The organism is Bacteroides sp. Marseille-P8574 (genome assembly GCF_902825465.1).
Taxonomy (GTDB): Bacteria; Bacteroidota; Bacteroidia; order Bacteroidales; family Bacteroidaceae; genus Bacteroides; species Bacteroides uniformis.
On the sequence record NZ_CADEBE010000002.1, the window covers coordinates 590,149 to 615,428 of the forward strand.

The window sequence follows — 25,280 nt, forward strand, 5'->3', positions numbered from 1 at the left end:
ATTTCAATTATTTCCAGTGAAGGCTTCCATCGTTACTGAAGTATTTGAACTAATATCCTTACGCAAAAGCACTTTCCTCATTGTTAAAAATATTATCTTCAAATCAAGTAAAAATGAACAATGGTCCACATACCAAACATCTAATTCAAACTTTTTCATCCAACTGATTGCATTGCGCCCATTCACTTGTGCCCAGCCAGTAATCCCCGGACGTACTTCATGCCGACGGGCCTGCTCTTTACTATATAAAGGAAGATATTGGGGGAGTAAGGGACGAGGGCCTATCAAAGCCATATCCCCTTTCAAGACATTAATCAACTGTGGTAACTCATCAATACTTGTAGAACGAATGAACCTACCCACTTTAGTCAAACGCTGTACGTCCGGTAACAGATTCCCTTCTGCATCCCACTCATCCGTCATGGTCTTAAACTTTATAATACGGAATATTTTGCCATGTTTTCCTGGGCGTTCCTGAGTAAAAAAGACTCCAGCACCTTGATTGGCAAAATGCAACCAAAGGGCAACAAGAAACAGTATCGGCCAAATCAAAGCCAACACACAAAACACAAGGATGAAGTCAATCACCCTCTTAAAAAAATGAGAGTACATGATTTAATGGTTATACACTAAGAAGAAATCGTATCTATATATTTTAAAGAATTATTCTCTGACAACAAGATGATAATAATCTTCAGAATCTTCATGTACAAAAAGGAATAGCCCGATGAAGAAGCCAATACATCAAACTCCATTACGGTTATTATTTGAAACAACAAGTTCAACCTTTTCATCAGACAAGAAATCCAAAAGACCAGCCAATTTTTTGCCAATCAAAAAACTAATCCAAAGATTTGTATCAATAATGATTCTCGTTTTGCAGTCGCTTTTCATAATTTTCTTGTCTTACCGTTTCTACTTCAGAATCAATATCTTCTTACAAAATCTCATTTGTTTTCAAGACATCCAACAACCGATTCAATTTGATGCCTCTCACCTCAGCAGCAAGTGCACGATTCAATTCCAATTTATCTTCATCAGATATTAGTTATTGGAATATTAAAACAAAATCAGACATTATTGTCCAAAGAGCGGTACTCTTCCAATAGTGCTTCCCAAACTTTATGCTGCTCATAACGCTCTATAATCATCGGACGGGCGCGTTTTGCCATTTCTTTTACTTCTGCATTTCGATGCTCATACATCCATTTCATAGCCTTATACAAGGCTTCTTCATCACGTGGCGGAATTATCCTTCCATTCACACCGTCTTGGATTATTTCGTTGCAACCATTTATATCCGTGGTTATACATGGAACACCTAATGCACCGGCCTCCATGAGCACCATTCCAAATCCTTCCCTATACGATGGCAAAACAAACACATCAGAAGCACACATAAATGGTCTGACATCCTTTTGAATTCCCCAAAAATGAATTTTAGAATTCGAATGTATGTCTTCCTTAGTAGTTTTATCTACCGGGTTATCATTATCCTCAAACTGGCCAATCAACATCAAATTTATATCATTGTATATAGCAGACAATCTATTAAAAGCTAATACCAGTTCGTTTATCCCTTTATCTTTCACAATGCGCCCAACAAAACAGAAAACAAATCTATCAACAGAATTTGCAATAGAAGAAAGTGCCTCCAAAGAAACCATCTTCCTGTCAAACCTATCAGTATCAATACCATTGGCACTCCCATTCCAAATAACTTTCAATTTTGATGCTTTAGAAATGCCGTCTTCCATTAATGTTGCTTTTACCCCATTACTCACACAAAGAACCTCTGTGGCACAATAGCATGAGACACGTTCCATTGTTTTCAACAAAGTTCTCATCAAACCGCCATATCCCTGATACCTGAGTCCATGACACATATAAATTCTTACAGGCACACTTGTCAGTTTAGCTGCTATCATCGACAAAAAACTTCCTTTAGGGGTATTTCCATGTACAATATCAGGCTTCTTTTTGCTGAAGAAAAACAAGAACCTTATGAGACTTTTAAAGTCATTCAAAAGTGAAATCGGCCTCTCCATTGGGATATGATAAGTATCAATTCCTTCTCCCTCACCAAAGTGCTCAAGATTTTTTTTATCAGACGAGATAGCAACTACCTCAAAATCATTGCTCAAATATGCCAATTGCCCTTTAAAGAAGTTTAATGATGCAGGTACAGTAGTCACTATATAAAACTTCTTTCTATTATTCTTTTTCATCTGAACTATCTTTCCATTCCAATGCTCCATCATTTCAAAATGATTCTCGGTTTCGGCAATACCACAGTTGCATTATCGGGTACATTTTCCACCACTACCGCATTCGCACCCACTTTAACATTATTACCTATTGAAACACCGGGCAATATCTTCGCACCAGCTCCTATCAATACATTGTTTAGTATTTTTACCCCATACAATTGTAACTTGTTGATATATAATACTATTTGCTTCTATGCGAACATCGTGTCCCACTATAATCCCCTTTGGTCCATGAGGAAGGTGGGGAGGAGTTGCAAAATAAGCTCCGGAATTTAAGTTAGTTCCAAAAGAACAATTGTGATAAGCATCTGTACGTTTGATGTAATATAAATAATATAGTTTTAGAGGAGTTCTATAAATTAAAATATTGTAGTACAGTTGTTTATATGGTTCCAAGAGCGTAAATTTGCAGAAAATAAGAATTTTATAATGAACAAGTTATCCCGATACCGTAAGCTTCGTTATAATCAACTATTTGAGTCAGAGAATCGTGAATTGCGTTTGAATGAAATGGGCAATCCTCTTGAAGTGTTGTCTCAGTATGTTGATTTTGAGATCTTTCGTCCTACTCTTGAATCAGCCCTTTTTACCGGAGAGCGCAAAAGTAATGCCGGTCGTCCGCCGATAGACTGTGTGCTGATGTTCAAGGTCTTGTTTCTTCAGCGTTATTATGGTTTGAGTGACCATCAGATAGAGTATCAGATAGTTGACCGTACGAGTTTCCGCAAGTTTCTTGGTATTGAATGTGTTGACGATGTTCCTGACGAGAAGACGGTGTGGAAGTATCGCGAACTCCTGACAAATACAGGCGTTTATGACAAGCTTTTTTCGGAATTTCATAGTTTCATGGAAAGTAAGGGTCTGCAATTCAATGAGGGTCGCATCATTGATGCCAGTTTTGTTATTGCCCCTCGCCAACGTAACACCCGTGATGAAAATGAGCAGATAAAACAGGGAGCGGGTAATAAGTTGTGGAATGACAATCCCCACAAGAAGTGCCACAAGGATGTAGATGCCCGCTGGACAAAGAAGCGTGATGAGACTTTTTACGGCTACAAGCAGCATACTAAAGTTGAGAAACGCAATAAGATCATACTTTCTTATGATACCACGTCGGCAGAAGTGCATGATTCCAAAGGCTTTGAAGGACTGCTGGATGAAAAAGACGAAGGCAAGGACTTGTATTTGGACGCCGGTTATGTCGGACAAGAGGAGATTGTAAAACAGCATAAGATGAATCCGATAATTTGCGAAAAGGGCTACCGTAACCGTCCGCTTACCAAGGAGCAGAAATCAGACAATAGGAAAAAATCCAAGACACGTTGCCTTGTCGAGCATGTATTCGGGTTTGAGGAACAAACCATGCGTGGACTTGTGGTGCGTACAGTAGGGCTTATTCGTGCTAAAGCCAATGTAGCACTCACCAGTCTTGTGTATAACATCAGTCGTTACACGCAAATAATCAGGCTGAAACCTGAGTTGTTGGGGTGAATTATGCCTGCACATCCAATTTTTACAACAAACACAAGTTAATTATTGTAAAAATTGGGGGGGTAGAAAATATTCGCTAAATTTGAAAGACTAAAGCTCACAAATTGGGCAGTTAAAGAGTTCTGCTGTCTGATACAAGAGGATAAATTGAATTGATAGAACTCACCTTTAGTAAAAGGTAAGTTTTATCATTGGGATTAATTACGATAGCTCGCTGTTTCCAATATTTTTCGTGATTATAGTGTTGAATCCATGACAAAAGCACACGTCCAAGTTTATGTTGAAAAGAAAAAGGCTTCATTTTACGATAGAAATAAGGTATTGATAAAACGATTCTCTCTTTTGTTGAAGAATAGAATCATAATATTTTTTGGCAAATTCATAGTTTCTACTTGCTTGCTTGTCTATCGCCTCTATATGGTTCAACAAGAACTCTATTTTATCGGTTAAAGCCTGCGAATCATCAACCGGAATCAGCACTTGTTCATCCAACAATTCAGGAATCCCCCCCACTTGGGTACCAATACAAGGTAATCCCATAGCCATTGCTTCAATTAAGGCACGTGGCAATCCCTCAGTACGTGAAACTAACAGAAAAAGATCAGCATTCCTCAATGTTTCATCCACCTCATCCCGACTTACATTTCCCTTAAAAATCACATCATTGGAAATATGTAATGTTGATGCCAATTTCCGCATTGCCTCTTTATGCTTACCTTCCCCCAACCATGTCAACTTACAATTCACCCCTCTGGTCTTTAACAATGCCAATGCCTGCAAAACCACATCAGGCGCCTTATACATTTGTTCCAAAGAACCTACCGACAACAGATTGTACTCCTTCTTTTTATACAATTTTTTTCCTGAAGACGGTAAATTACGGGTGCAAATCTGTACATTTGATGCTGAAATGCTAAAGACTGAATTACTTATCGGATAACGCTTTTGCAACTGATATTCTGTAACATAAAGAGCAGCATTTGCTTGAGCAACAGTCTGTTTCAAATCATGCGTCCCCCTATAACGAAAATACACACGAAGTGGATGTCTAACAGCCCCAGGAGCAAATACGTCCCATGGGTCTCCTACCACTTCCACCCCATAAGGCATCCCATTCTTTTTCAAATGCCTTGCCATAAGTGTCCCTATTTCCCCTGGAACCCGACAAATATAAACACATCCAGACATTAAATTCGCTGCAACTATCTTATTTAGCTTTCTACGTACTTTCAAATATTGTATAGGTCCGACATAATACGGCAAATCTATAAACGAAACTCGTTCATTCGATGCCAAATACTTATCGTTTATCGGATAATCATCATCAAGAAGCACACGCGCCATTACGTACACATGGCCGAACTTACGCAAATAACGTTCCCATAAACTATTAGTAAGCCCCCCATCAATACTGTACACTACCCCTGAAGACCTACGCACAAAACGTGCTTCTGTACAAAAAACCAAGTCCATAGATAATTAAGATTATAACTCTCTTCTAAATTTAGCGAACAATTCATCCGCATCAAAATGCTGTTGCGCCCACTCTTTACACATATATTCCGCTCCGTCACTCTCCCCTTTATAGATTCGTTCTATCACTTTCACAGCCCTTTCACTGTCACAAGGAGGAAGAAGCAATGAACGAATTGCAGGAGGAACCGATTCTTTTATCGGAGCTATATCAGAAGCAACAAAAGGCAACCCTGTAGCCATAGCTTCAATCAGAGCATTGGGCTGCCCTTCTGTCAGCGATGGGAAATAATATAAATCAAATAATGGAAGAATCCGAAGAACATCATCCCTATAACCAAGCAGATGAATTTGTTTATTCAACCCCATCTGCTGAACCATCATTTCGCATTTCTCTTTCACTCCTTTACCCACCAATACAAAATGAATATCTTTATACTTATGGCAAAGTTCAGAAGCAACCTTCAAAATGGTATCATGATTTTTTGCCTCATTACAGCGTCCTGTATGCCCTACAACAAAAGCATCAGAAGGCAAACCAAATTCTTGGCGTAACCGTTTCTTTTCCAGTTTTGACAACTTTTTCATGTCCATTCCATTATAGATAACATCAAATCTATCTGACGTCCTGTCACGTTTAGGAAAGAAAAAATCAAGTGCTGCTACTGAATTTGAAAGTATCTTGGTAGCAAAGACTGATACCAGTTTTCTCATACAAGCATTATAGAGTAACCGAATACGTGTCTCCCTAAAATGATTTGTAGAACCACGATAAAATGCGATTCTCTTTTTTACCCTCGCGAACCAAGCTACTAAAAGAGGTAGTCCTGCAAAATTCCCGGTAAAATCGCAAACCGTATCGACCTGCTCCCTTTTCAGCAATTTATAATATCTATAATACCGAACACCACCAAAATATGAAAAATACATAGGGATAACTCTTACCATCTGAGTATATTGGGGATAAAGTTCTCCCAAACCACCCGATTTGCAAATCACAATAGCTTCATGTTCTTGAAAATATTCCAAATATCTAAGTAGATATGTTTCAATACCACCTTGCTCTAAAGAGGTTATAAGAAAGAGAGTTTTCATCTTAATTATTAAATGGAATATCCTTCAGGATTAGTTTTTATACTTAGCAATTCTATTATATTTGATGTAAACAAAGAAAAATTCAATGTTCTATACTCCCTCCCAAGAATGAAAGAGAAAGGTCCTGATATGCAGACTATAAGACACAAACAAATCAACAACCTTTTTAAATACCACTTGAAGGCAAATGTATAAAGCGCATAAACAACATACAGTACGATTAATAGTTTGAACATCATCAAATTGCGAGAGAGAATATATGAAGATGATGAAAAAAAAAGATAAGAGAAAAACAAGATGAAAAAATTATGAAATCTTTCAAAAAAACTCCCTTTTTCAATCTTTCTATTCACAGAATAAGCAATTATCGGATAGAAGAAAAGCAATCCTAAAATAATAAAAAAACGAAGAACAGAACCAGAATACAATGCTGAATCCACTTCACCCTGAAATAGATAAGCATCTATTTTTTCAGCAATCCCGGCACCCATTCCTCCCATAGAAGAACAGATATTCATCAACCAAGCCATCAATGGAGTAAAATAAAAGAAAGCAGACATCAAACATAATGCTATAATCCAAAGTATCTTCTTCTTCACCATACAAGCACAAATGTATAATGCAACGATGGGATATAATGAAAAATGCAACAAGCAAGGTATTATCAACAATAATCCACGTTTTAGCATAGACATTTCAGATATCGTTATGATATATAAGAATATCATAATCGCATTCCCTTGTCTCATACCCGAAAACTCATATACAGGAATTAAAGCCAAGAACATGATCAGCAAAAGGAAGAATATCTTCGAAGACCTCATAGGCAGAGCGTTACACCAATTTCGTATAACTCCAATCATAAAACCATAATAAATAGATGCTCCTATGAATCCTACGATTTGATGCGTATCAATATACTTTCCTAATATCCAATATAGCAAGTCTAAAAAGAAGTCCGGTTTTTCCGATAGAGATTCATAAAAGATAAAATCCTCCAAAGAAACAGCTTGTTTCATTCTATCAAACATCACATAATGCCGGGTGATGTCCATTGTAGAAAAGGGCAAGCAGGTATAACCTAAAAGCCCCAAAAACAAAACTATAACTATGGTTGCGAATAACCTATCTCTTTGCTTAGACAGTAAACAAACGGCTAAACAAAATGCCAGAAATGGATTCATCAAGAAAAGAAACACCAAAAAGCCCCTCTTACCTAATAGTTCTCTACTTATCATAAATTGCATAGCTATAGACCATCAAAGAAATACAAGCCTTAGCCAACCAGCCATCTTCCCACTTGTGACTTACGTAACAAGAATGTCAGTAAAATAGAAAGAAGCAAAGCTACAAGGAATCCCCCCAAGGTAACCAATATGTTCCCAACAATTCCAGCATAGGCAACTTGTAATAAAAAAGCTTCAAAATAAATTGTTGAAACAAATAAATGCCCATACACAATACATTTAACTTAACAAACCAATTTGGAATATTACGCTTTTGTTTTTATACATAATACTAATATAAAATAACAACACTCCAATTGTAGCATAAATAATTTTACCCAACTTATTTATCAAAGATATTATAACCGTATGTGATAATGTATTATCTCGTAGTACAATGTTAAATGAAATAAAACAATCAAGAATAATATGCTTCCGCTAATTATTATCTTATTGGTTGCCAAATACTTTACTACTAATTTTCGATGATTCCAAATATAATAAGCCAAATAAAAATAGAAAAGATAGTACATGGTGCTTGCCATTCGAAAAGGAAGCGGAATTAAAGAAGAAGGAAAGATACTGAGGCACAATAATCCTATTAATTTTATTTCTTCTTTCATTCTTACTTTTAATAAAAAGTATGTTGCAACAAAGCACCAAAGCAACATTGGCAAGAACCACATATGCCCAAAACCATTAACTAATCCATAGATATAATTTAATATATTTATTCCCGGGGGGAATAGAAAGGAATAGAATAGAGAGAACACTATACATGGAATTATCAACCTTTTAAATTTTACTTTTATCAATTGAAGAAAAAAATATTTCTTCTTCAATTCACACACCTGATAAGCAAATAGATAGCCGGAAATAAACACAAACATTTCCAACATGCAAGCAAAAGAAAATCTTTGTATCCAAAAATAAAGTTCTACATCCTCAATCCTTTCTGGCTTTGGCCAACTCCCACCATACATGGTAAACGCATGCATTAAAACAAGCAAAATTATTACTAAAGGTCTTATGATATTTATTTCTTCCAAAATATTTTTCATTCCCGATTTTTCTCTTCATATTTTATATAAGGTTTTCTATCTAAATACTCTTCTGGGATAGACTCAATATATTTGCGTCTTTCTTCACCTTTAAGTTTATAGACATCCTTACATGCTTTGTTATGCTCTATTGTTTTTTTTACAAAATCCTCTGTCCTACCGATAACCCTCATAGGATTTCCTCCCACCATCAAGCCATCTTGTACAGATTTTGTAACAACAGTGCCAGCTGCAACAATCACATCATTGCCAATAGTTACCCCTGGTGTTATCATACAACCATCTCCTATATAAGAATAATTTCCAATTTTTATTCTTCCAAAATGTTCCAATGCACCTTTAGGTAATTTTTGAGCTTGAGCCCACACTCCTCCATGCGTATAAAAATGGACATTATTTGCTATCCGAACATAATTTCCGATTTCTATTAAATAAGGTTCTGAAGAATAATTTTTCGAAGAAATAAAACAACCGTCTCCAACCTTAACTCCTATACTTTTAGCATAATCCACTCCGCTCATATGTTTTCTTTTTATAGCGGATATTATTGATTTCAGTATCATATATTTATATTTTATTATATTTCACCCATAAATAAGTCCACAGCCCTCTCAAACACCCAGATATCGTTATACTCACAGCTGCACCAATATATGAAAAGTAGTATACTAAAACTATCGATAAAAAAAATCCTAATATAGACACACCAATAGTTATTTTCCGTATTTGTTTATCAAATCCATTCGCTATCATATAATTAATACCGTAAACATCATTCACTGCTATTGAAAAAACGTATACAGACATTATTCTCATTACCCAAATACCACCCTTATAAAATTCTAAAGTAAAGAATATACGCATTAACAAAGGTGCAAAAACAAATAACAATAACGAAAATAACAAAGCTATAGGTAACACAATTTTTACATATGTTTTATGCCTATCTGCCCTACGTGACAAAAAAGGAAAACAAACCCTAGAAAAGATTTTAACCAACTGTATTATAAGAGTTACAAACTTTCTACCAGAATCCATTATCCCATTAGCCACATCTCCTCCTACAAACCCCAATAATATAGTAGAAAACGAATTATAAAAATTGGGAAGTATATTATTGATAAATACATCAGTACTCTGCTTTATTGTTTTTGCAATTGTTCTCATAGGAACAATTTTTAATTTTATCCCCCATTTACCTAAAATATAGTACATTGCAATTACTCCTGAAAGCATAAAGCCCAAAGAAGTAAATAGTGGTTGTAAAATATAATCAGATTTATCTCTAATAAAAACAAAAACAGCTATAGTAAATAATGCTTTAGATAACACATTAAGTATTGTTATGTATTTCATCCTTTCTATTGCCTGAAAAAACCAATCAGGGAACATAATATGGCCTGGTATCATCAAAAATGATATAAATATTACAGCCATATTTTCTTTAAATTTAGGAATCAATAAAACACTAATAGACAAAAGGAGAAAAGAAATCAACATTAAAAAGATTCTTGCCCAAAAAACATTGGAAAAAATCTCAGATATTCTTTCTTTATTATCTCTATTTTTTGCAACATCTCTTGTTGCAGTATAGTTAAATCCCCAATCAGCTATGGTAATAAACCAAAGCATTAAAGCAGAAGCAAATGCAATCTTTCCAAACCCCTCCGCTCCTATTACTTTGGCCAAATAAGGCATTGTTATAAAAGGAAATGCATAACTTGCTATTTGCAAAATGGACAAATAACTAAAATTAGAAACTAAGGTATAAAGCTCTTTATTCTGTTTAAAGGATTTTATTCTTTCTATCATATTATCTCTTCAATAGGAAATCAGTTATTACAACCTCCCATCTACCAACTTCTTGTCCATCATCCACTTCACATCATAAATCACTTTTTTCTCATCAGTCAATTGCTGCACATCCAAATTCACAAATTCTTTATGTGCTACAGCCATCACTACTGCATCGAATTTTTCCTTTGGTAAGTCATTCATCACTTCAATATCATACTCACGCTTTACTATCGAAGGATTAGCCCACGGATCATAAACGACAAGGTTTACATTATACTCTTTCAGAGCATTATAAATATCAATAACTTTCGTATTGCGAACATCCGGACAATTTTCTTTAAAAGTAAATCCGAGAATCAAAATATTGGAATTGAGAACCTGAATACCTTTCTTTAGCATTAGCTTCACCACTTGATTAGCGACATATTCTCCCATGCCGTCATTCATACGACGACCGGCAAGAATGATTTCAGGATTATAGCCATACTCTTGTGCACACTGGGCCAAATAATAAGGATCTACACCAATACAGTGTCCTCCCACTAAACCTGGTTTAAAAGGCAAGAAATTCCATTTTGTTCCAGCAGCCTCCAATACATCTTGTGTATCAATGCTCATTAATGTAAATATCTTGGAAAGTTCATTAATAAAGGCGATATTGATGTCACGCTGGGAATTTTCGATAACCTTTGCTGCTTCAGCCACTTTCATGCTTGGTGCCAAATGAGTACCAGCAGTAATTACGGAAGCATACACATCATTTACCTTCTTTCCTATTTCAGGAGTAGAGCCGGAAGTAACCTTCTTGATTTTCTCCACTGTATGGAGCTTGTCACCCGGATTGATGCGTTCAGGAGAATAACCGGCAAAGAAATCAACATTGAATTTCAATCCCGAAACCGCTTCTACTACAGGAATACATTCATCTTCGGTCACACCGGGATATACCGTTGATTCGTAAACTACGATGTCCCCTTTTGAAATTACCTTACCCACGGTAGTACTTGCCCCATAAAGAGGAGTCAAGTCAGGATTGTGGTTCTTATCCACAGGAGTAGGAACGGCCACCACATAAAAATTACAATCACGAATATCTTCAATATCAGCTGTACAAATAAATCCGTTGGCTATGGCTGACTGCAATAATTCATCCGATACTTCCAGCGTAGCATCATGCCCTTTCATTAACGCATCTACCCGTGCCTGATTCATATCAAACCCTACTGTCTTATGTTTTGTAGAGAACAAACGGGCCAAAGGAAGCCCTACGTAACCGAGTCCGATTACGGCAATTTTTACTTCATTCATACCTATGAATAATTTTGTTTACTTAATAGAAGATTAAATATTATTCCAATACCACAGCACAGCCTCTTTCAACCCTTCGCGCATATTGAATTTAGGATTATATCCCAATAATTTTTTAGCCTTATCAATGCAAGCCAATGAATGAGGAATATCTCCTAAACGGTTAGGGCCATGCAGTATTTCAATATTTGCAATTTCTGAATCGAACTCACTCAAAAATTCTTTCAAATAATCTACTAATTGATTCAGAGTTGTACGCTCACCATAAGCAGTATTATAAACTTGGTTGACTGCTTCAGGATTAGTAGTAGTCATGGCAAGCATATTCATTTGGATGACATTATCTATGTAAGTGAAATCACGGCTGTACTCACCATCCCCATTAATAACTGGACTCTCATGAGCCATCAATTTCTTTACAAATAGAGGAATAACAGCAGCGTATGCCCCAAACGGGTCTTGACGACGGCCGAAAACATTGAAATAGCGCAAGCCTATGCACTCCATACCGTATGTGCGAGTAAACACATCCGCATACAGTTCATCCACATATTTAGTAATGGCATAAGGTGACAAAGGCTTACCGATTACATCTTCCACTTTAGGTAGAGATTTGCTATCACCATAAGTAGATGAACTGGCCGCATACATAAAGCGTTTCACTCCGGCATCACGGGCAGCAACCAGCATATTCAGGAAACCACCGATATTGACTTCATTCGTCGTTATCGGATCCTTAATAGAACGTGGAACTGATCCAAGAGCAGCCTCATGTAATACATAATCTACTCCTTCCACTGCTTTTTGACAATCGGATATATTACATATATCTCCAACTATCAGTCTAAAAGCTTGCGGATACTGATTTAATAAAGGAAGAAGATTTTCTATTTTTCCGGTAGCAAAATTGTCCAGACAGACAACGTGATAATCGTGAGCAAGCAAATGCTCACAAAGGTTGGAACCGATAAAGCCGGCTCCACCTGTTACTAAAACTGTTTGCATATATCTATATTATTCAAAATCAATCTTCAACTTCCTCAAACGGATAAGGATTCTCCTCAATATTCCTCAACTCCTTCACCAACTCCACTTGCTCTGCCGTCATGACTTCCTTACCCCAACCATCTATAATAGCATGAGCTTCCTGAAGCAAAGATTCCTCATAAACCTCGCCATACGTATAAGCCAGCAAACGTACCTTGAGCAAAGAGGCAGGAAGCTGTCCCAAAATCTGACAAGCACGATTCAAAACAGTCTGTTTCTTTTGCTCCTTATCCCCATTATCATAAATAGTGGCATTATAACCAATCAAGAGAGCCAAACATACATTGGCCTCCTCTTCTACACCAGAACCTTGAACGGGGAAAAGGGAATCGGACTGCACAAGCACCTCCTTATTCAATCTACAAAACGTATCGGAATAAACGGGAGTACCGTCCATGCCAAGACACATCAACTCATGAGCAACACGCTGAAGCTCAAGAGCACGGGAAAGTAAAGAATTCATCTTTATATTAAGTTTTCTATTATTTATAAACAAAGGGGAAGAGCTGCTTCAATAAGTTCAGAATGATAAAGCATCATTAATCTTTTATTATTTTCAGATAGGATTTGGGGACTTTGATACTTGCAGTCAAAAGGTCTTTAATACGGATGACGACGTATGTTTTATTGGCTTCGACGGCAACTTCACCTTCAATACCGCTGAGTTCGCCTTTGATAACTTTTACTTTATGCCCAACAGTAAGAATTTCGCTATCAAGGCTGACACCGTCAGGATTCAGATCCATCACGAACATAAAGTCCTCCATTTGCTTATCCGGTACCACTAGCATGGAATGCGTGGCAAGATCCTTCATATAAAAAAGGGGGACATTATAAATGTTGGAAATATCGCAGGCTGTCTGCTTGGAGGAATGAACAAACACCAGATTACGGATTACCGGAACTTCGCTACGCTTACGGCGATATTTCAATTGAGAAATGACAAAACGCGTGGGAAGATAATAGTCAAAATCCAAATGCTCTTCCGATTTGAGTCGGTCCAGAGATTTCCGGACTGTGAATTCCTGCTTGTCACGGGTGCGGGCTGCAAACCAATATTTCTGTTGTTCAGTCACTTAGGGATTTCCTTTCGAATGAATCAGCTCAGTTCCGGGTGCGCTTCGCGGTTTGAACGAGACATTTTCTCACCCAAACCGTATTGCACACTTTTGCAATGATAATAAGCTATTAAAGAAGATATTAGACTCATATAAGTGTCCAATAAACGTTCGTTTAATGAACGCAAAGATAAGCCGTATTTTTTGAACTAACAAAATGTTTAATAAAAATATTTCCAAAGTGTTTCCTGCTTTATTCTAATATACTGAATAACAGTAGTATATATCTAACATTTGACATCTTAAAGTTCTGTTCCTTTTTAACTTTTATGCCTCTACTTATTTTCTTAAAAATAGACGTTCATTAAACGAACGTTTAAAAAACACCTCATCATTTCCAATATATCATTCTACATTCCAACATCTTACCCTCATAAATGCATTATTGAAGTTACGTAAGTAAGTATGTCCACTGTTGCATAGGGAATTAATAACGCCTAACGGCCATGAACAGCTCTGCTAATGGCCATGAAGCAATCGTTTAACGACCATAAGCAGGGTTGTTCATGGCCGTTAGGCGTCACTAGCTCCAAGGCTTTTACAGATGAAGTACGTAGCCCGCGCCTATTGCGCACAAGGTGCAAACGTATTGTACAGCAACTTAAAAGACATTAGACTCCACTATTCATAGTCGGGCAAACTCGAAAATGCAAGAAAACTACACTGACCGATTTATGTAACCCACGCGCGGTATTATGGTAAAGGATAATAAGTTACGGCAAAACTCAGGCGTTTTTGGCAGGTGGAAGCAAATTTTACTTCCACCTTTTCAGATTGCTTCCACCGCAGGGCAAATGCCGATGAATAGGGAGATACAGGAGATGAGTGGAAGTGTGGAAGCAAAACAGATGCAAATTTATGTTTCAGCAACACGCCTCAAGTTTTAAAAAAGATGTAGTACAAAGGCATAAAATATAATAAGTGTTACAAATACACATTTTATGCCCCGACACTCTTGCAAATGTCGAAAAAGTCCGTACATTTGCAATGTGTTTTTCATAGTATTAGATTTAAGGTTAACAAAGGTTGGAGTACAGCGGTACTCCTTTTTTTATGCCCATACGTACCGTCCCGGTTCTCCAATAAAATTTTCACGTAAAATGCAAGGCAACTTTTTATATCCATTTAGTTTTTGGCTATCTTTGCACTGCTTTCGGCGGGCATAGGCACGCATAAAGCAGCTTAACTAACAATAAATCAATAATTAAAAACAGAAAATTATGGCAATGCATACATGGTTTGAATGTAAGATCCGTTACGAGAAAACAATGGAAAATGGAATGAACAAGAAGGTGACCGAACCGTACCTGGTGGATGCCCTCAGTTTTACGGAAGCGGAAGCACGCATCATCGAAGAGATGACGCCGTTCATTTCGGGAGAGTTCACCGTATCGGACATCAAACGTGCCAACTATAGCGAATTGTTCCCCAGCGAAGAGGAAGCTGCCGACCGCTGGTTTAAATGTAAACTGGTTTTCATCACACTGGACGAGAAAAGCGGTGCGGAAAAGAAAACCTCTACCCAGGTATTGGTGCAGGCTGCCGACCTGCGTGATGCAGTGAAGAAACTGGATGAGGGCATGAAAGGCACAATGGCCGACTATCAGATAGCATCTGTAGCGGAAACCGCCATTATGGATGTATATCCGTACAGTGCAGAGCCCGACGACAAACCGGAAGTTTAATTTAAGTGATGAGTTATAAGTTATGAATTATTATTGCGAGCCATAACTTATAACTCATAACTCATAACTCAAAAAAACGATGATTGCAGAGAATTTAAAACAAGTACTGAGCGAACTGCCTGAAAAGGTACGGCTGGTGGCTGTTTCCAAATTTCACCCCAACGAGGCGATAGAAGAAGCGTATCGTGCCGGCCAGCGTGTGTTCGGAGAAAGTAAGGTGCAGGAAATGACCGCCAAATACGAAAGTCTGCCCAAAGACATAGAATGGCATTTCATCGGGCATCTGCAAACAAACAAAATAAAATATATCGTTCCTTACGTAGCGCTGATTCATGGCATAGACTCCTACAAGCTGTTGGCCGAAGTGAACAAGCAGGCTGCCAAAGCCGAAAAAACCGTCAACTGCCTGCTGCAGCTGCACATTGCCCGGGAAGAGACCAAGTTTGGATTCAGCTTTGACGAATGCCGGGAAATGCTGGCGGCCGGTGAATGGAGAGAGCTCAAGCATATCCGGATATGCGGATTGATGGGCATGGCCACGAATACGGACAATGACGAACAAATCAGAACAGAGTTTTGTTCTTTAAGCAGCTTCTTCAATGAAGCGAAAGCCAAATGGTTTGCCGATGCAGAGTCATTCCGGGAACTGTCCATGGGGATGTCTCACGATTACCACGAGGCCATTGCAGCCGGGAGCACCTTGATACGTGTAGGAAGCAAGATTTTTGGAGAAAGAAACTATTAACCATAAAAAATCATTATCATGGCAACATTAGAAACTACTTTTGCAGGGCTGAAACTCAGAAACCCCATTATCGTCAGCAGCTCCGGACTGACAGACAGCGCCGCCAAGAACCAGAAACTATCTGAGGCCGGCGCAGGTGCCATTGTGCTAAAATCACTTTTTGAAGAGCAAATCATGATGGAGGCTGACTGGATGGGAGACCCGAACATGTACCCCGAAGGCAGTGACTACCTTGTAGGATATATCCGCGAACATAAGCTGGGTGAATATCTGAACCTGATTAAGGAAAGCAAAAAGGTTTGCAATATCCCCATCATAGCCAGCATCAACTGCTATCAGAATGCCGACTGGGTGGAATTTGCCGCCAAAATAGAAGAAGCCGGTGCAGACGCACTGGAAATCAATATCCTTGCACTGCAGACGGATGTACAATATGCTTACGGCAGTTTCGAGCAACGCCACATCGACATTCTGAGCCACATCAAGAAGACGGTCAAGATACCCGTCATCATGAAGCTGGGTGACAACCTGACCAACCCGATAGTTCTGATAGACCAACTGTACGCCAACGGCGCCGCCGCAGTAGTGCTGTTCAACCGCTTCTACCAGCCGGACATCAACATTGAGAAAATGATACAAGTATCCGGCAACGTATTCAGCAACGAAGCCGATTTGTCTAAAGCCCTGCGCTGGATAGGCATCGCTTCGGCAGCCGTAAACAAGCTGGACTATGCCGCTTCCGGTGGTATCCACTCGCCCGAAGGCGTTGTCAAGGCAATATTAGCAGGTGCTTCGGCCGTAGAGATATGCAGTGTGCTTTATCAGAATTCAGCTACCATCATTGAAGAATACATCCGCTTCCTCAACTTGTGGATGGACCGCAAAGGTATGGAAACCATCAGCCAGTTCAAAGGTATTCTGAACGTAAACGACCCGAAGGGAGTCAATACTTTCGAACGTACACAGTTCTTGAAATACTTCTCTTCACATGAATGAGACAAAAGGCTGACAAGAAGACAATAAAATTAAAGGGTGATAACACTACAATGACGTTATCACCCTTTCATTTTATACTATACCGCTATCTTTTTATTTCTTCTTATCCAGCGCCTCAAAGCAGGAATTCTTGCTCACGAATTCCGGAACAATATCCTTCATGGCAGCAACAATTTTCATCTGGTCATAGGTGTAACTTACATCAATCAGCTTCTGGATACGCTCCTTCACCTCGTCATAGTCATACTCACGCACCGTGGCAATCATAATCTTCTCATGATAGGTGGGCTTTGTAAGCTCCTTCACATTCAAGAGTTCCTCGTAGAGCTTCTCGCCATGACGGAGACCGGTAAATTCAATCTTCACATCCGTACGTCCGGAAAGGCTGATCATACGCTTGGCAAGGTCCACAATCTTCACCGACTTACCCATGTCGAAGATATAGATTTCACCGCCGTTGCCCATACTGCCGGCCTCAAGAACAAGGCGGCAAGCTTCGGGAATGGTCATGAAGTAACGGATTATCTCAGGATGGGTCACCGTCACCGGACCGCCACGCTGAATCTGGTCACGGAAACGGGGAATGACAGAACCGTTGGAACCCAGCACATTGCCGAAACGCGTAGTGATGAACTGAGTGGCATGGCCTCCCTCCTTCTGCAACTTCTTCGCAAGAGACTGCACATAAATCTCGCAAATACGCTTGGAACAGCCCATCACGTTTGTAGGGTTAACAGCCTTGTCCGTAGAAATCATCACAAACTTCTCGGCACCGTATTTCACGGCAAGATCGGCAACGGTGCGCGTGCCGAATACGTTCACCTGGATGGACTCGGAAACGTTGTCCTCCATCATCGGCACATGCTTGTAGGCGGCCGCATGGAAAATATACTGGGGCTTGAACTCCCTGAAGATATCCTCCATGCGCGTGGCATTGGAGATGTCGGCTATGATGGTCTCAGCATCGATGTCGCGCCAACGGTCCTGAAGTTCCAGACGGATGTCGTGCAGAGGAGTCTCGGCCTGGTCCACTAAAATAAGCTTATAGGGATTGAACGAAGCCACCTGGCGCATGATTTCGCTGCCGATGGAGCCGGCGGCGCCCGTAATCATCACACGCTTGCCCTCCAGATGAGAGGCAACCTTATGGATATCTATCTCGATAGGATTGCGCTGAAGCAGGTCCTCAATCTGAATTTCCTTCAACTGCGTGCGGCTCAATGCCTGGCCGTTCCACTCGCTCAAGGGAGGCGCGGTCATCAGTTTGATGTTGTGCACCAGCAGGCGATCAGCCATGTCGGACTTCTTCAGTTCCTCCATCTTGGCGGGAGAAATGATAATGGTCTGCACATCGCGGTCGTTCAGCACATCAATCAGCGTATCATCGTTGGGGAACACCTTGACCCCCATCATCACCTTATTGATAAGCTCAGGTTCGTCCGCAATGAATCCACGCAGACGGTAGTGGTTGCGCAGATTGACACGCAATGCCTTGGCAATGTTGACCCCGGCTTCCTTGGCACCGTAAATGAACACATTGGCACTATGGGTGCCGTCAAAGTTCAGCGCCTCAAAGAAAGTCTTGACAACCACACGGGAGCATGCCATCATGGCAAAGCTGATGATATAGGACATGAACAGCACGCTGACCGGAGCCAGGTTAAACTCCAAATAGCTTTCCGTCAGGACACTCGTTATCATCAGCAGTGCATACGACACAGTCAATGACACAAAAATTCGCATGATATCCACAAAGGAGGAAAAGCGCAGCACATTGGAATACGTACGGAAAACACGGAAGAAAATCAAGTTGACAGCAACCGTCCATAAAATGGTCTTGTCAATGGTAGAGGATTCAAAAAAAATACTTCTGAAATCATATCGGAGAGCATAGGCCAACATACTGGATATGACGATGATAAATACGTCAATTAATAGAATAGTCCATATCGGAAGCACTTTCGCGGAAAGATACCGATGAAAAAAATTTCGCTTCATTTTGCTTGACAGTTTTGTTTTAGGCGAGGCAAAGATACACTATTTTAGTCAAAACGGGCAAAAAATCGATAAAAAAATGTTATAATAATTATCTATCCTCTATAAAGAAACCATCCCGCCTTCCCCTGTTTTAGCAGCCGGAAAGCGGGATAGAAATAGTTTTACCCCGGAAAATGCGATATCCGCTACATCAGATTACTTGCCAACTCGCTCAACTGGCTACGTTCTCCTTTCACCAGATTGACATGGGCAAACAAGTTCTGGTCCCTCATACGGTCTATCATATAGACAAGTCCATTGGACTGACTGTCCAGATAGGGTTGGTCTATCTGCTGAATATCACCGGTAAACACCATTTTCGTGCCCTCACCGGCACGGGTGATGATGGTCTTAATCTCATGTGGAGTTAGGTTCTGGGCTTCATCAATAATACAGTAGGTTTCGCTCAAGCTGCGCCCGCGGATAAAGGCCAATGCCTCGATGACCAATTGTTCACTTTTTTGCATATCCTCCAAGCGTTTCACTTCAGAGGAATTGGCAGCGAACTGATGCTTGATTACATTCAAATTATCAAACAAAGGCTGCATGTAAGGAGCCACTTTCTCATTGGCATCACCGGGAAGGAATCCAAGGTCCTTATTGGATAGGGCTACGATGGGACGTGCCAGAAGAATCTGCTTGTAGTCGGTAAGTTTTCCCAATGCAGCGGCCAGTGCCAGCAGGGTCTTGCCGGTTCCCGCCTTACCAGTCAGGGCAACCAGCTTGATGTTCGGGTCATTCAGCACCTCAAAAGCAAAGCTCTGCTCAGCATTGCGCGGTTCAATGCCATAGTTCTTTGTCTTGTTGACCCGGCAAATCGAATGGGTAAAGGGATTATAACGTGCAAGCACACTGCTGCGGTCACTCTTCAGCACAAAGCATTCATTAGGACGAATGATGTCCTTAAAATCAAACTCGTTGATGTCCAGTCCTTCTTTGGAAGAATAAATGCGGTCTATCAGCGCAGGGTCAATACCCTCGAACACTTCATTCGACTTTTCGAATATATCCACATTGATTACCTTATCATTGATGTAGTCTTCGCACAGCAGACCGATGGAACGCGCCTTCATGCGCAGATTCACGTCTTTCGTGACAAGAATGGTTTTCATTTTAGGCTTTTTGGTAGAAAGCCAGTCCACTACCGACAGAATCTGATGGTCGGGAATGCGTTCGGGAAAGGAATCACGTACCCGGGGAGAGTCCACCATGCCTGCCACCACAAACAGACGGCCTAAGCCCTCTCCCAATGGCGCTCCTTTGGTGAACAGATTGTCATCGGTAATCAAATCTAGCTCACGGACGAACTCACGCGCATTGAAATTAATCTGCTCATTACCTTTCTTGAATTTGTCCAGTTCTTCAAGGACTACGATGGGAAGATAAATGTCATTCTCTTGAAAATTCTTCAAACAGTTATAATCATGAAGAATCACATTTGTATCAATCACAAAATTTTTCTTAGCTCCCATACACGTTAGATTTAAATTGTTAATACCTTTGCATAAGCTTAAGATAAGCTACACTGCAAGCAATTTCAAGCAAGCTTGATTGCGTTCGGTCTGCATTATCTTTGTCGCTTTTAAAGATAACAAATTAATAGGGAGAAAGGATTGCTTCTCCGTTAAATATTATAAAAGATGGATTATCAGGACACTTTAACTTACTTATATAACAGTGTGCCCATGTTTCAGCAAGTGGGCGGCTCAGCATACAAGGAAGGATTGGAAAACACTCTGACCCTGGACGCACACTTCGAACATCCCCACCGCAGTTTCCGCAGTATTCATGTGGCCGGTACCAATGGAAAAGGTTCCTGCTCACATACACTTGCCGCCATACTGCAAGAGGCAGGATACAGGGTCGGGCTCTATACCTCGCCCCATCTGGTGGATTTCCGGGAGCGCATCCGGATTAACGGACAGCCTATACCCGAGGAATACGTCATCCGTTTTGTAGAGCAGGAACGTGGCTTCTTCGAACCTCTCCATCCCTCTTTCTTTGAGCTGACCACCGCCATGGCCTTCCGCTACTTTGCTGATGAGAAGGTGGATGTAGCCGTAATCGAGGTGGGACTAGGTGGACGCCTGGACTGTACCAATATCATCCATCCGGATGTATGCATCATCACCAACATCAGTTTTGACCATACCCAATTTCTGGGGGACACCTTGGCAAAAATCGCAGGAGAGAAGGCAGGAATCATTAAAGGTGGTATTCCCGTTGTAATCGGCGAAACCACTCCCGAAACGAGACCGGTATTTCTGGAAAAAGCACAGACAACGGGTGCCCCCATCTACTTTGCCGAAGAGAATGACCGTGAGGACTATCCCGGAATAGAATACGAACTGAAAGGGCTCTACCAGCAGAAAAATGCCCGGACCGTCCTCACTGCCCTCCCGCTACTGAAAGAAGCCGGCTACCGGCTGGACGGACAAGCGGTGCGCAGTGGCTTTGCCCGTGTGGTGGAACTGACAGGCTTGATGGGACGCTGGCAAAAACTGCAGGAGTCGCCCACCCTGATTTGTGACACCGGCCACAATGTGGGAGGCATCACCTACATTACAGAACAACTGAAACAGCAAACTTACCGCCAGCTACACATCGTCATAGGCATGGTCAATGACAAGGATATACGGGGGGTACTGGCCCTGCTGCCCCGGGAAGCGACCTACTACTTCACCAAAGCCAGCGTGAAGCGGGCATTGCCCGAAAGCGAACTGCAGGAGCTTGCCGAAGCAGCAGGTCTGGAAGGAGATTGCTATCCTGATGTACCCGCCGCTGTGCGGGCCGCACAAGAAAAAAGCCTCCCGGAAGATTTCATCTTCGTGGGAGGCAGCAGTTTCATTGTTGCCGACTTGTTAGCGAACCGCGATGCACTCAATCTCTACTAAGGCGTCTTTAGGCAGCGCCTTCACTGCCACAGCCGAACGTGCCGGGAAAGCACCGTCAAAATAAGTGGCATATACCTTGTTCATATCAGCGAACAAGGACATGTCTGCCAGGAAAACGGTTGTCTTCACAATATTCGCCATACCCAGCCCTGCCTCTTCCAGGATATGCTTTATATTCTCCAAGGACTGGCGGGCTTGCGCTTCCGCACCTTCAGCCATCATTCCGGTAGCTGCGTCAATGGGCAACTGGCCTGATACAAATACCATTCCGCCAGCTTCGATAGCCTGGCTATAAGGGCCTATGGCGCCCGGTGCCTGCTGGCTGCAAATCACTTTCTTCATAATTGTTAAAGTTTGTTTTTATTAATAATCGAGTCTATTTTCTTTTTTGAAATAAAAAAATCAGAAGTATATGCAGTATTCCGGAAATCCACGCATTTTATAAATAAAACAACGTAATTTCACTCATAACCTGTTATACCTAGACTTAACTCATTTAACACGGGGGAGTTCCCCAAAACAGAGGCTCTGCTTGCGAAAGCAGAGCCTTTATTCTATCCCATCCCTTTACTTGCAATGCTTCTCAATCAAAGCATCCACATTGGGATCACCCAATTCCTTTGCCTTGGCAAAGCTGGTACAAGCTTCCTTGTCCTTCTTCATCTGCAGCTGGGCGATACCCATCAGACGGTAGGCCTCGGCATACTTAGGGTCTTTCTCCAAGGCAGCCTTCAGCACATTCAACGCCTCCTCGTAACGTCCCACGCGAAGATTCACCACTGCCAGTTCGGCACGGTAGGTCAAATCCTCCGGATTCAATTCGATGGCCTTCGCCATATCGTCCAGCGCACGCTGGTACTGCTTGGCCTTCAAAGCAGCCTGCTCACGGTAATAGTAGAACATGTCGTTCACTTTACCGTTCACGGCATTGTAATAGGCGTCATAATCCAGCATGGCATTGCGCGCCTGGTCTGCATTCATGCGGGCTTGGGCACGCTCCAATAAATAAGGGGCGGCTTCCTCCGTATAGGGCTGGGTAAAGCGGGCCACACAGCTGTCCATCAGAGCCAGTACCTCTTCGGCAGGTGCCTGCATCAATTCCTTGGTCTTGGCGGCACTGAAGAAGGTAGCCGGAGATGCCAGAATGGTCTTATTCACTTTATCATAGCTGGTAAATGCCGACGGATACTCCTGCTTGGCAAACAGGATGTCACCCTCCAACTGGACATAAACCGGAAGTTCGTCAATGGCTATCGCTTTCCGTACCTCGTCCAGAGCCTTGTCGAGCGACCAGTCCTTATAAACTTTCTCGGGCTTGCCCAATGCATAATTATAGATTATCTTGGCCCGGTTGTAATACACATCATCTTTCTTTGCGGCAACCTCCAAAGCCTTATCCATGTCTGCAGCAACCTTATCCATGGAAGCATCTTCACGGGACATGAACAGATGCTGGGAAGCACGGCGCAGATAACCGTCGGCACTGGCAGGATATTGTGCAATGAAATCGTTCAGAGTCTCCATATACTTCTCCGGAGACAGTTGGGAAGAAGCCATGTAGAGGAACACCAAAGCCTGCTCCTCGGTATCGGGCAATGCCTTCTTGATACTGATGCCCTTCAATGACATATCTCCATAAGACAATGCGGAGATATTCTGCGACATGGCGAAATTAGCGTCAATGGCATAGCAGATGGTAGCCGTGTCTTGTCCGGAGGACTTCTGCGCCAGGCCGAAGACCTGCCCGTCCACAGTCATCAGCGGACAGCTCACCATCTTGTCCTTCAGACGCATATCGAGCGTATAATAGGAATAGTTGCCGGAAATCTTATCAGCCTCCTTTACTTTCCCGGTAGTAAAAGAACGGTCCTTCTGGGTGGAATAAGGCAGCAAATATACATCCGCGCCGACAGCCGGAGCCACAGCAGCCAAAGTGAGCGCCGTGACTTTCTTTCCGGGGATGCCGACACGGAACTTGACAACATCGTACATGTCATCAGCTCCCATAATGGCCTCCACCGGCATCTGTGCCCCGTCCGAGCTCATCACAACGGCACGCTGGGCACCTTTGAACAAGGTGTAGTCAGAAAGCGCAATGCCATCTTCAGTGACAAAAAAGCCGTTTCCAGTATTCAGTATCTTATCGTTCTGGTCGTAAGTCACTACCGAGAAAACCGCACGTTTGGCTTTGTCTACCCACTTCGGGGCTTGTGCCACACTCCACTGAGCCAATAAACAGAGAGTGAGCATCAACAGCAATTTCTTTTTCATATCTTAGTTGGTTCTTTGTTTTACCGCTTCATAAATCAAAATGCCGGCTGCAACGGAAACATTGAGGGACTCGATGGTTCCCAACATGGGAATCTTCACCCACTCGTCACACAACGCCAGGTTGTCATAGGACACCCCCTTGTCTTCGGCACCCATAATGATACACATCGGACCGGTATAGTCGGCTTTGGTATAGTCGTAATCGCCTTTCTCCGTGGCTGCCACAATATGGAAACCACTATTCTTGAGGAATTGCAGGGTCTCTTTCAAGCTGTGTTCGCGGCAAACGGGCAAGGTGTGCAAGGCTCCTGCCGAGGTTTTCATGGCATCTGCGTTGACAGATACACTGTTCCGTGCAGGGATAATCACGGCATCTACCGCCGCACACTCGCAAGTACGGGCAATGGCGCCGAAATTGCGGACATCCGTGATGCCGTCAAGCATCACAAACAGAGGATTCTTGCCCTGCTCGAAAAGGAAAGGTACCAAGTCCTCCGTCTTCTGGTAAGTGACTGAAGAGATGAAGGCAATCACTCCCTGGTGATTCTTCCGCGTCACGCGGTTGATGCGTTCCACCGGAACGCGCTGTACCGGTATCAAAGTCCCTTTCAAGACAGCGAACAGCTCTTTTGACAAATCACTCTGAATGTCCTTCTTTACCAATATCTTGTCTATCTCTTTTCCTGCCTGAATGGCTTCTATCACGGCACGGACGCCGAAAATCATTTCACTGTTATCAACCATATATGGGTATTTACTATTTGAC

Annotated in this window: 24 protein-coding genes; 5 read left to right on the forward strand and 19 right to left on the reverse strand. The window is 41.4% G+C overall.

Annotated features, from left to right (window positions below):
- Positions 1-3: 3 nt before the first annotated feature.
- From HUX74_RS14795 to HUX74_RS20790, 4 genes are all read right to left on the reverse strand, one after another.
- A complete protein-coding gene (locus HUX74_RS14795) occupies positions 4-612 on the reverse strand; it encodes a sugar transferase (RefSeq protein WP_117652569.1) in 609 nt (202 codons plus the stop codon).
- A 132-nt stretch (positions 613-744) separates the two neighbouring features.
- A complete protein-coding gene (locus HUX74_RS14800) occupies positions 745-894 on the reverse strand; it encodes a putative toxin-antitoxin system toxin component, PIN family (RefSeq protein WP_227741035.1) in 150 nt (49 codons plus the stop codon).
- Between the two features lie 176 nt (positions 895-1,070).
- Positions 1,071-2,228 carry a glycosyltransferase family 4 protein gene (locus HUX74_RS14805; protein ID WP_174646938.1) on the reverse strand — a complete coding sequence of 386 codons (1,158 nt, stop codon included), beginning with the start codon at positions 2,226-2,228 and terminating at the stop codon, positions 1,071-1,073.
- Positions 2,229-2,257: 29 nt separating this feature from the next.
- Positions 2,258-2,428, reverse strand: coding sequence for a DapH/DapD/GlmU-related protein (locus HUX74_RS20790; RefSeq protein WP_371808723.1), 171 nt, complete (start codon positions 2,426-2,428; stop codon positions 2,258-2,260).
- A 271-nt stretch (positions 2,429-2,699) separates the two neighbouring features.
- Here HUX74_RS20790 and HUX74_RS14815 point away from each other — a divergent pair, with 271 nt between their 5' ends.
- Complete coding sequence (locus HUX74_RS14815) at positions 2,700-3,761, forward strand: IS5-like element IS1169 family transposase (RefSeq protein WP_008657074.1); 1,062 nt, start codon at positions 2,700-2,702, stop codon at positions 3,759-3,761.
- A gap of 297 nt (positions 3,762-4,058) precedes the next feature.
- Here HUX74_RS14815 and HUX74_RS14820 read toward each other — a convergent pair whose 3' ends face one another.
- From HUX74_RS14820 to HUX74_RS14865, 10 genes are all read right to left on the reverse strand, one after another.
- Positions 4,059-5,234, reverse strand: coding sequence for a glycosyltransferase (locus HUX74_RS14820; RefSeq protein ID WP_174646939.1), 1,176 nt, complete (start codon positions 5,232-5,234; stop codon positions 4,059-4,061).
- Between the two features lie 12 nt (positions 5,235-5,246).
- Entirely contained in the window at positions 5,247-6,329 is a 1,083-nt protein-coding gene (locus tag HUX74_RS14825; RefSeq protein WP_174646940.1) for a glycosyltransferase, read from the reverse strand.
- Positions 6,330-6,337: 8 nt separating this feature from the next.
- Positions 6,338-7,567 (reverse strand): EpsG family protein, encoded by a 1,230-nt coding sequence (locus HUX74_RS14830; protein WP_117652608.1) that lies wholly within the window; start codon positions 7,565-7,567, stop codon positions 6,338-6,340.
- Between the two features lie 347 nt (positions 7,568-7,914).
- Positions 7,915-8,616, reverse strand: coding sequence for an acyltransferase family protein (locus HUX74_RS14835; protein WP_117652572.1), 702 nt, complete (start codon positions 8,614-8,616; stop codon positions 7,915-7,917).
- Positions 8,613-9,179, reverse strand: a complete 567-nt coding sequence (locus HUX74_RS14840) for a DapH/DapD/GlmU-related protein (RefSeq protein ID WP_117652573.1) — start codon at positions 9,177-9,179, stop codon at positions 8,613-8,615. Before HUX74_RS14840 ends, HUX74_RS14835 begins: the two co-directional genes overlap by 4 nt.
- Before the next feature lie 4 nt (positions 9,180-9,183).
- Positions 9,184-10,428 (reverse strand): oligosaccharide flippase family protein, encoded by a 1,245-nt coding sequence (locus HUX74_RS14845; RefSeq protein WP_117652574.1) that lies wholly within the window; start codon positions 10,426-10,428, stop codon positions 9,184-9,186.
- Between the two features lie 27 nt (positions 10,429-10,455).
- Positions 10,456-11,721 carry a nucleotide sugar dehydrogenase gene (locus HUX74_RS14850; protein WP_117652575.1) on the reverse strand — a complete coding sequence of 422 codons (1,266 nt, stop codon included), beginning with the start codon at positions 11,719-11,721 and terminating at the stop codon, positions 10,456-10,458.
- Positions 11,722-11,754: 33 nt separating this feature from the next.
- On the reverse strand, positions 11,755-12,726 hold the full coding sequence (locus HUX74_RS14855) for an SDR family oxidoreductase (RefSeq protein WP_117652576.1): 972 nt from the start codon (positions 12,724-12,726) through the stop codon (positions 11,755-11,757).
- A gap of 19 nt (positions 12,727-12,745) precedes the next feature.
- Positions 12,746-13,231: a UpxZ family transcription anti-terminator antagonist gene (locus tag HUX74_RS14860; RefSeq protein WP_174646941.1), complete on the reverse strand. Its 486-nt coding sequence runs from the start codon at positions 13,229-13,231 to the stop codon at positions 12,746-12,748.
- A gap of 76 nt (positions 13,232-13,307) precedes the next feature.
- Positions 13,308-13,844, reverse strand: coding sequence for a UpxY family transcription antiterminator (locus HUX74_RS14865; protein ID WP_174646942.1), 537 nt, complete (start codon positions 13,842-13,844; stop codon positions 13,308-13,310).
- 1,262 nt (positions 13,845-15,106) lie between these two features.
- Here HUX74_RS14865 and HUX74_RS14870 point away from each other — a divergent pair.
- From HUX74_RS14870 to HUX74_RS14880, 3 genes are all read left to right on the forward strand, one after another.
- A complete protein-coding gene (locus HUX74_RS14870) occupies positions 15,107-15,571 on the forward strand; it encodes a DUF4494 domain-containing protein (protein ID WP_005831367.1) in 465 nt (154 codons plus the stop codon).
- Positions 15,572-15,650: 79 nt separating this feature from the next.
- On the forward strand, positions 15,651-16,316 hold the full coding sequence (locus HUX74_RS14875; RefSeq protein ID WP_174646943.1) for a YggS family pyridoxal phosphate-dependent enzyme: 666 nt from the start codon (positions 15,651-15,653) through the stop codon (positions 16,314-16,316).
- Between the two features lie 18 nt (positions 16,317-16,334).
- The gene (locus HUX74_RS14880; protein WP_022402041.1) at positions 16,335-17,312 is read left to right on the forward strand and encodes a dihydroorotate dehydrogenase-like protein; all 978 of its coding nucleotides are present in this window, start codon (positions 16,335-16,337) and stop codon (positions 17,310-17,312) included.
- Positions 17,313-17,405: 93 nt separating this feature from the next.
- Here the strand turns inward: HUX74_RS14880 and HUX74_RS14885 are convergent, their stop codons facing one another.
- Both HUX74_RS14885 and HUX74_RS14890 read right to left on the reverse strand, forming a co-directional pair.
- Complete coding sequence (locus HUX74_RS14885; RefSeq protein ID WP_174646944.1) at positions 17,406-19,310, reverse strand: nucleoside-diphosphate sugar epimerase/dehydratase; 1,905 nt, start codon at positions 19,308-19,310, stop codon at positions 17,406-17,408.
- Positions 19,311-19,495: 185 nt separating this feature from the next.
- On the reverse strand, positions 19,496-20,821 hold the full coding sequence (locus HUX74_RS14890) for a PhoH family protein (RefSeq protein WP_005832353.1): 1,326 nt from the start codon (positions 20,819-20,821) through the stop codon (positions 19,496-19,498).
- 168 nt (positions 20,822-20,989) lie between these two features.
- Here HUX74_RS14890 and HUX74_RS14895 point away from each other — a divergent pair, with 168 nt between their 5' ends.
- Positions 20,990-22,243: a folylpolyglutamate synthase/dihydrofolate synthase family protein gene (locus tag HUX74_RS14895; protein WP_174646945.1), complete on the forward strand. Its 1,254-nt coding sequence runs from the start codon at positions 20,990-20,992 to the stop codon at positions 22,241-22,243.
- On the opposite strand, the gene HUX74_RS14900 is transcribed toward HUX74_RS14895, so the two are convergent.
- From HUX74_RS14900 to rlmB, 3 genes are all read right to left on the reverse strand, one after another.
- Positions 22,211-22,585, reverse strand: a complete 375-nt coding sequence (locus HUX74_RS14900; protein ID WP_008664867.1) for a RidA family protein — start codon at positions 22,583-22,585, stop codon at positions 22,211-22,213. The genes HUX74_RS14895 and HUX74_RS14900 overlap by 33 nt on opposite strands.
- 225 nt (positions 22,586-22,810) lie before the next feature.
- The gene (locus tag HUX74_RS14905) at positions 22,811-24,514 is read right to left on the reverse strand and encodes a serine protease (protein ID WP_174646946.1); all 1,704 of its coding nucleotides are present in this window, start codon (positions 24,512-24,514) and stop codon (positions 22,811-22,813) included.
- Positions 24,515-24,517: 3 nt separating this feature from the next.
- A complete protein-coding gene (gene rlmB / locus HUX74_RS14910) occupies positions 24,518-25,258 on the reverse strand; it encodes a 23S rRNA (guanosine(2251)-2'-O)-methyltransferase RlmB (RefSeq protein ID WP_005831382.1) in 741 nt (246 codons plus the stop codon).
- Positions 25,259-25,280 lie beyond the last annotated feature (22 nt).